The sequence below is a fragment of the Marinomonas sp. S3726 genome, from assembly GCF_000967665.1.
In the GTDB taxonomy this organism is placed as follows: domain Bacteria; phylum Pseudomonadota; class Gammaproteobacteria; order Pseudomonadales; family Marinomonadaceae; genus Marinomonas.
In genome coordinates this window covers 1-6,818 of sequence record NZ_JXYC01000034.1, presented here as the reverse complement: position 1 = coordinate 6,818, position 6,818 = coordinate 1, and the positions used below count along the sequence as shown (strand labels likewise).

Below are 6,818 nucleotides of genomic sequence, written 5' to 3'. Positions count from 1 at the left end.
GCAAAAGCGCTACAAGGCAAGCAAGAAGTCGGAATCTACCAAATGACAGAGCAGCTTATCGTCGCCCTAAACGGGCTCGATCTTGGGCAAGTTGACGGCTTGAAGTTTAAGCGGGTTAAGAACCTTTTTAGTTTTGCAGAAGCGCAACAAGGTGTCTGTTGTTATGAAATGAGTTTCGAATTGCTAATGCACCCTTTTAATCAGATAGACGCTTCTACGTTAGACGAATTTAAACACTTTCATTCAGACACTTTAAATGAAAGCAGTGACGTTTTAATGAGCGCTGATACCGAATTGACAGAATAGGAGAACCCTATGCAAGACGTAAATAAAGTAAGAATAAAACCGCTTGAAGGTATGCAAGTTCGTAAGCAAAACGGGCAGATACTAAACCCAGATGGTGAGCTGGTTATTTTAAATAGCTATTACCGTCGCAGGCTAAAAGATGGTGATTTGCTTTTAGTGGAAGATAAAAAAGCCGCTAAAGCAGCAGCCAAAAAAATTGAAACTCAGGGGGACAAATAAATGAGTATTTCATTTGACAATATACCATCGACATTACGAAACCCCGGAACTTACGTCGAGTTTAATAATGAGCTTGCTGGCGCGTCTTCGACAATGTTTAAGGTTGTTATAATTGGACAAAAGTTAGATTCAGGTATTCAGGCAGTCAATACACCGATTAGAGTCACTGACCCTAAACAAGGTGCGGTTTTCTTTGGGCAAGGAGCTATGCTTGCTGGTCAATGTGAAGCATTTTTAAACGCAAATGCCGATACCGAAGTTTGGGCGATAGCGTTATCTGATGATAACGAGGGAGCGGTTTCAGCGGGTGCTTTTACAGTCGAAACCGCAGCAACAGGCTCGGGAACTCTTTCGCTTTATATTGGAAATAATCTGGTTAGAGCAGGAGTAAGCGCAGGGGATGATGTAAATACTATCGCGGCCTCGATTGCGGCTAGCATAAATGCAAACACTTCTTTGCCTTTTATTGCTGAGCTTGAAAACGCAGTTGTTAGAGTAAAATCTCGCCATAAAGGTGAAGTGTTTAACGGGCTAAAACTGCAAGCAAATTATTATGATGAAAAGTTACCTGACGGCGTTACTTTAACATTTGCTGATTTTGTCGGTGGGACAGGTAACCCTGATATGTCACCCGCGCTTGATGCAATGGGCGACGAATGGTTTAACTGGTTGGTTTGCCCTTATACAGATACATTTAATCTTGTTCAGCTTGAAACTGAATTAGGCGAACGTTTTGGGCCAATGGCCCAAATCGGTTGTCGTGCTTTTATTGCTTTTTCTGGTACACACGGTCAAAGCGGTACATTCGGCTCGGCTAGAAACAATCCACATATATCTTGTATGGGGACGGGAGCAAGCCCAACACCGCCTTATTTGCTGTCTGCGATTAACGCAGCGGTAGCAGCTAAGTCTTTGTCAATAGACCCGGCAAGACCACTCCAAACATTAGTGCTAAAAGGTATGTTAGCGCCTAGCCGCCATGAGCGTTGGGGCCAAACCGAGCGCAACCTTCTTTTATTCGATGGCATTTCAACTTTCACGGTCGGTGATGACGGTACTTGTCGCATTGAACGTCAAATCACTATGTACCAAACCAATGCTAGCGGTTTAAGTGATGCCAGTTATTTAGATATTTGTACGCCAGAAACCTTAGAGCGTATTCGATATGAACAAAGGCTTATGGTGGCTCAGAAATACCCACGTCACAAACTGGCCAGTGATGGCACGCAGTACGGAGCGGGCCAAGCGATCGTTACTCCAAAAATCATCCGTGGTGAGCTGCTTTCTCTTTATAGAGAGATGGAGAAAAAAGGTTGGGTGGAAGATTACGAGTCTTATGAAGCGAACTTAATTGTTGAGCGCGACGCTGATGATGCTAACCGTTTGAACTGGCGTGATACACCAAACTTAGTTAATCAACTTCGAATTACCGCTGGTAAACAGCAATTCATTATTTAGATATTCAAGCGTTTTAAATTTAGGAGAAAGCACATGGCTAGAGTCGCAAAAAAATTGTATTTCGATATACCTGGTATAGGCAGAGTTAACTCTTTACCCGGCGCAAGTTTTAACCCCGGCGGTCAAAAGCGTGACGCTGTAATGGCCGATCTTGGCCCGGCAGGTTTTTCAGAAGAACCCGTTGCGCCATCTTGTGAATATAAAATCGCAAACACAGCGGGCGTAGACCTAAATCAGTTAAGAAACTTGACTGATGTTAACGTCTCGATTCAAGACGATAACGGTCAGTCTTGGATGATATCTAGTGCTTGGATGAGCGAGCCCCCGACACTTTCAGGTGGGGAATATAGTTGCAAAATGGAAGGTATTTCAGCCGACCCAGTAAGCTAATTAAATTAAATATAGAGGCAAGTAATAATGGGAAATATCAAAGGTAAATTAACTAACGGAATCCTTTTTGAAGGTAAAAAACAAACCGACTACGAAATGCGCGAAGTTGAAACCGCAGGGGAGCTTTTCGATGCTGAAATTGAATCAGGTGGTGTCGAAAATCAGCTTGCTTTTAACGGTGCTTTAATCGCTCGACAACTTGTTAGGGTTGGTGACTTTACAGGCCCATTTGGGATTGAACATATAAGAAAGCTATCACCACAAGACTTTACTGAGCTGAGAAAAGCGCAGGGAAAGTTGAGCAAAGCCTCAAGCGAAAGCGAAACGGAAGAGACCGTTTAATAAAGCAAAAATACTGGCAAGCGACGTCTCTAATTGCACTTAAATTTCACTGGTCTAGAGAAACAATAAGAGCGCTTCCCGTTGATGAGTTTAGTTATTATTTGGAGTTACTAACCCGTGAATGATCTAACAACTAGCTTAATTTTACAGCTACAAAACAATCAGTTTAGTAACGGCCTTCGTAACTCAACTCAGGACGTAGAGCGCTTTACTCGTAAATCAAACCGTGAATTAAAAAGCCTAAAAAACACGTTTAGAAACGCGACGGGTAATTTTCTTGGAGGTTTTAAACAAGAACTACTTGCTGTCGGTAGTACGTGGGCTTTGATTAATCAGAGTAAGCGCTCAGGTCAGATGGAAAAAGATCTGACCCGTATCACTCAAACTGCTGGGGTTGCTAGGGATAAAACACGAGAGCTAAAAAAAGAATTATTTGCTCTTAAAAGTCAATACGGTGTAGCTACTGATAGCTCTCAGAAAGCAATGGACACATTGGTTCAAGGAGGACTTAGTTGGAAGCAAAGTATAGGGGGGATTCAAGCTATTGCGCCTGCCTCTGCTGTTACAGGCGCAAATCCGGAAATTTTAGCTAGTGCGTTGGGTGTAAGTAGTGAAATCTATGGTTTTGATTTATCAAAACCAGGCGTAGCAGTGGAACTGCTCGATAAAATGACAACCGCAGGTAGAGAAGGTAAAGCAGAGCTAGAGGACATTTCTAGTATATTTTCACGTATTGGCCCAAACGCAAAACAAGCAGGTCTATCTTTTGAACAAGCATTTGGATTTGTAGAGCAGCTCTCACTAATAGAAACACAACCTGAGCAATTAGCAACGTTAGCAGATAGCACATTGCGCATATTTACTAACAAAAAATATGGGGACAACCTTACTAAAAGGCTAGGCATTCCTTTATTTGATGACGGTGGTGCAAGGCGAGATCCTTTTAAAGTTTTAGAAGACGTATCAAAAGTCTATCTCAAACAAAATACAGACCTTCAACGTAGTGCCGTTATTTCATTTGGATTTGGTGAAACTGATTTAGACACTCAAAAAGGCATTAAAGCGCTTTTAAGTGATGGCGCTATTCAAGGCGCTCGTCAGAAAACTTTCAACATTGCCTCCGCGAAGGGAACAATTGCATATGGACTCAGTGATGCAATTGATAACTCAATAGATCAAGTGTCCCGACTAAAAGGAGCTTTAACCGAGGCCGCTGATAGCTTTGTATCTCCTTTTAATAAAGGTATTAATGCCGGTGTTAAGAAGTTACTTGATACTGAAGAGCGTGGTGGATTTGGGCTTGATGGTACTGATTTGATAGTTGGAGGTGGCGCTGCTGCTTTAGCTGGAATGGGAGCGTATAAATACGGCGGCCCTTTAGCAAAAAAAATGCTAGGTAAATTTGGCAATGTTGCAAGTGGTGTCGCAACTGGTAAAGCTTTGGAAGCAGCCGCAGGGGTTACTCCCGTTTATGTGGTTAATATGCCGTCCTCGGCGCCATTAACAATGGATAAGTTAATCAGCCCAAAAGGCTCAAAAAGAAATAGAAAGCAAGCGAGTCTTCCAAATTTAAGCTCAATAAATTCGGTAATAGAGGCGGAATCAAAAGCATCAAAACTATTTAAAAAAGCGGGCAAATTTGGCGGCGCACCTCTCGCCTTTGCTAGCGGTGGTTACGCTTTATATGACACATTATCGAGTGACGCTAGCACCAAAGAAAAAGTCGTTGATACCGCAGGTATTGCGGGCGGCGTAGGCGGCTCGGCCCTTGGTGGTTGGGGCGGTGTTGCAGTCGGTGCCGCGGTAGGCTCAGTTGTTCCCCTAGTTGGAACAACTGTGGGCGCGGTTGTTGGTGGCCTACTCGGTAGTTTAGGCGGTTATTTTGCTGGGGAGTCTGTAAGTACCAGCGTTGCTGAGCAGATCTCAAGCTTGTTTGCTGAAGATAAAAAAGACCAGGAACAAAACCTTAAAGCATCAAAAGTTGAAAACCCTAAAGCCGAGCTAAAAATCACGGTTGAAGACGGTCATACAAAAGTGACGTCGGTACGCTCTAACCACATTGATTTAGATATCGCTGGTTCAAGTATGGGGGCCTTATAATGAGCTGGCGTGACCGTTTACGAGTAGGAAGTTTCCGCGGTGTAGAATTTAGTGTTGATGGAGCGGGAGGCTCAGGTGGTCGTCGTGTTGCTTTGCATGAGTACCCACAACAAGAAAAATACCATGCTGAAGACCTAGGACTTAAAGCGGAAACTGAACGATTAACCGTTTATTTAGTGGGTGCAGATTATGATTTAGAGCGTGACAAGCTTATGGCCGCTTTGAAAAAACCTGGATCAGGTAAGCTTGTTCACCCTTACTTAGGCACGCTCAATATTCAAGTTCAAGATTTTGACTGGTCAATAACAACACGTCGCGGTGGGTATTGCGCACTCACGATTCAATACATTAGGGCCGGAAAGCTCACCCCGCCTACTTCAACGTCTAATAAAGCGAAGCAGCTCACTGACGCTTCAGCAGCAGTGAATATAGCTATTGAAAACAGCTTTGTTACTTCCTTTACCGTCGATGATACAGCCGCTTTTGTTGAAGAATCAGCCTTAGAAAAGCTAGACGGATTTGTAGATAGTATCAGGGCAATTAATGGTCAAATTGCTGGGTACCTTGAACCGATCGACACGGTTGCAGCGATTGTTGATGACTTCGGAAACGAGGTAGCCAGCTTAATATTACAACCTGCAAATTTAGTTTCGTCATTGGTCAGCGTTGCCGCATCTGCGTTCGGCGCGATTAACGATATTAAAGTCGCGTTTAAAGCGTATGACCATTTATTAGCAGGATTCGGTGATGATTTAGCCGCAGATATTGATACTTCTTTTTCAGTTAATAGAGCGCAAGAGGCAATCAATAATGCAGCTCTAAATACTTTGATTGTATCGGCGGCAACCGTTGCGGCTACCAATAGCATTGTGACGATACAGTCAGCTTCCAGTACCTCTACCTCTTCAAGTGATAACGCTTTTGTTACCTTAGCTGAAGCACAAATTACACGAGATAAGTTGCTCACTACCGTTGATTTATTGATTGATGCGGGTGCGACGGATGAAGCGTATTTTGCGTGGGCTGATTTGCAAGCGAGCCTTGTTAAATATATTGCTGACATTGAGCCAAATCTGGCCACATCAAATACGACAACATTGAATCAAAGCGTCCCCGCGTTAGTCATGGCATATAACCTTTATGGTGACGCAAATAGAGAAGCTGAGCTGGTCAACCGTAATAGCATAACTAACCCTGTGTTTATGCCTGCAGGTGTTGAACTGGAGGTGCTGTCATGAGTGATTTACTTTACCTTCATATTGATGGAAAGATTCATTCCTATTGGACTGAGGCCACTATAGCCCGCTCAATTGAACGCGGTGCTCATTCATTTAATTTAACGCTAACCGATAGTTTTGAAGAAGCATCTCAAACGTCTGCTCGAACAATAAAGACAGATCAAGCAGTTGAGATATTTATCAATAAAGAAAAGATCACCTCTGGCTATATCGATGATGTAAACCCTTCTTACAACGCTAAAACTCATACATTGAATGTGGTAGGTAGGAGTAAGGTATCTGATTTAATTGCTAGCACGACAGAAGGTAAGCAATTTAAAGCAGGCATGCGCTTAAGGCAAATTGCAAGTGCTTGTTGCTTGCCGTTTGGTATTGATGTGATTGTCGATCCCTCTGCATCAAGTGCAGCCAACGAGCCGATGAAAGCTGACCACATGCTAGACCTTGGACAGCCCATTTGGGAATTTTTAGAAGAGCTAGCAAGAATCAAGGCTGTATTACTTGTCTCAGATGAAAACGGAAACCTAGTCATTACTCGCGCGGGTTCAAGCTTGTCTGAAGTGGCGCTTGAACTTGGTAAAAATATAAAAAGTGCGTCTGGTACATTTAGTAGTCGCAATCTTTTTAGTGAATATACCGTATGCGCACAACAGGCAAACAACCCGCTAGCGTTACTTGATTCAAAGGCGAAAACCCAGCCAAAAGGCACGATCAAAGTGTTAACCAGACGTCATAAACCTAGCATCATAAGTTCAGATAACCCAA

The 6,818-nt window shown here is 43.2% G+C and carries 8 protein-coding genes; all 8 read left to right on the top strand.

What is annotated here, in order from left to right:
- Positions 1 to 306, top strand: a 306-nt coding sequence (locus TW85_RS21980; protein ID WP_046019305.1) for a phage protein Gp37, incomplete at its 5' end; no start/stop codon positions are given.
- 9 nt (positions 307 to 315) lie between these two features.
- Entirely contained in the window at positions 316 to 525 is a 210-nt protein-coding gene (locus TW85_RS21975; protein WP_046019304.1) for a DUF2635 domain-containing protein, read from the top strand.
- Entirely contained in the window at positions 526 to 1,983 is a 1,458-nt protein-coding gene (locus TW85_RS21970; RefSeq protein WP_046019303.1) for a phage tail sheath subtilisin-like domain-containing protein, read from the top strand.
- Positions 1,984 to 2,016: 33 nt separating this feature from the next.
- A complete protein-coding gene (locus TW85_RS21965) occupies positions 2,017 to 2,373 on the top strand; it encodes a phage tail tube protein (protein ID WP_046019302.1) in 357 nt (118 codons plus the stop codon).
- A gap of 27 nt (positions 2,374 to 2,400) precedes the next feature.
- A complete protein-coding gene (locus TW85_RS21960) occupies positions 2,401 to 2,715 on the top strand; it encodes a hypothetical protein (protein WP_046019301.1) in 315 nt (104 codons plus the stop codon).
- 117 nt (positions 2,716 to 2,832) lie between these two features.
- On the top strand, positions 2,833 to 4,815 hold the full coding sequence (locus TW85_RS21955) for a phage tail tape measure protein (RefSeq protein WP_046019300.1): 1,983 nt from the start codon (positions 2,833 to 2,835) through the stop codon (positions 4,813 to 4,815).
- Positions 4,815 to 6,053, top strand: a complete 1,239-nt coding sequence (locus TW85_RS25725) for a DNA circularization N-terminal domain-containing protein (RefSeq protein WP_052702363.1) — start codon at positions 4,815 to 4,817, stop codon at positions 6,051 to 6,053. The genes TW85_RS21955 and TW85_RS25725 overlap by 1 nt, the downstream gene beginning before the upstream one ends.
- A partial coding sequence (locus tag TW85_RS21945) for a phage baseplate assembly protein (protein WP_046019299.1) occupies positions 6,050 to 6,818 on the top strand: 769 nt, incomplete at its 3' end. The genes TW85_RS25725 and TW85_RS21945, both read left to right, overlap by 4 nt.

Coding starts and splice junctions, on each gene's coding strand:
- TW85_RS21975 (WP_046019304.1), top strand. CDS start 316: ATGCAAGACGTAAATAAAGTAAGAATAAAACCGCTTGAAGGTATGCAA.
- TW85_RS25725 (WP_052702363.1), top strand. CDS start 4,815: ATGAGCTGGCGTGACCGTTTACGAGTAGGAAGTTTCCGCGGTGTAGAA.
- TW85_RS21960 (WP_046019301.1), top strand. CDS start 2,401: ATGGGAAATATCAAAGGTAAATTAACTAACGGAATCCTTTTTGAAGGT.
- TW85_RS21970 (WP_046019303.1), top strand. CDS start 526: ATGAGTATTTCATTTGACAATATACCATCGACATTACGAAACCCCGGA.
- TW85_RS21965 (WP_046019302.1), top strand. CDS start 2,017: ATGGCTAGAGTCGCAAAAAAATTGTATTTCGATATACCTGGTATAGGC.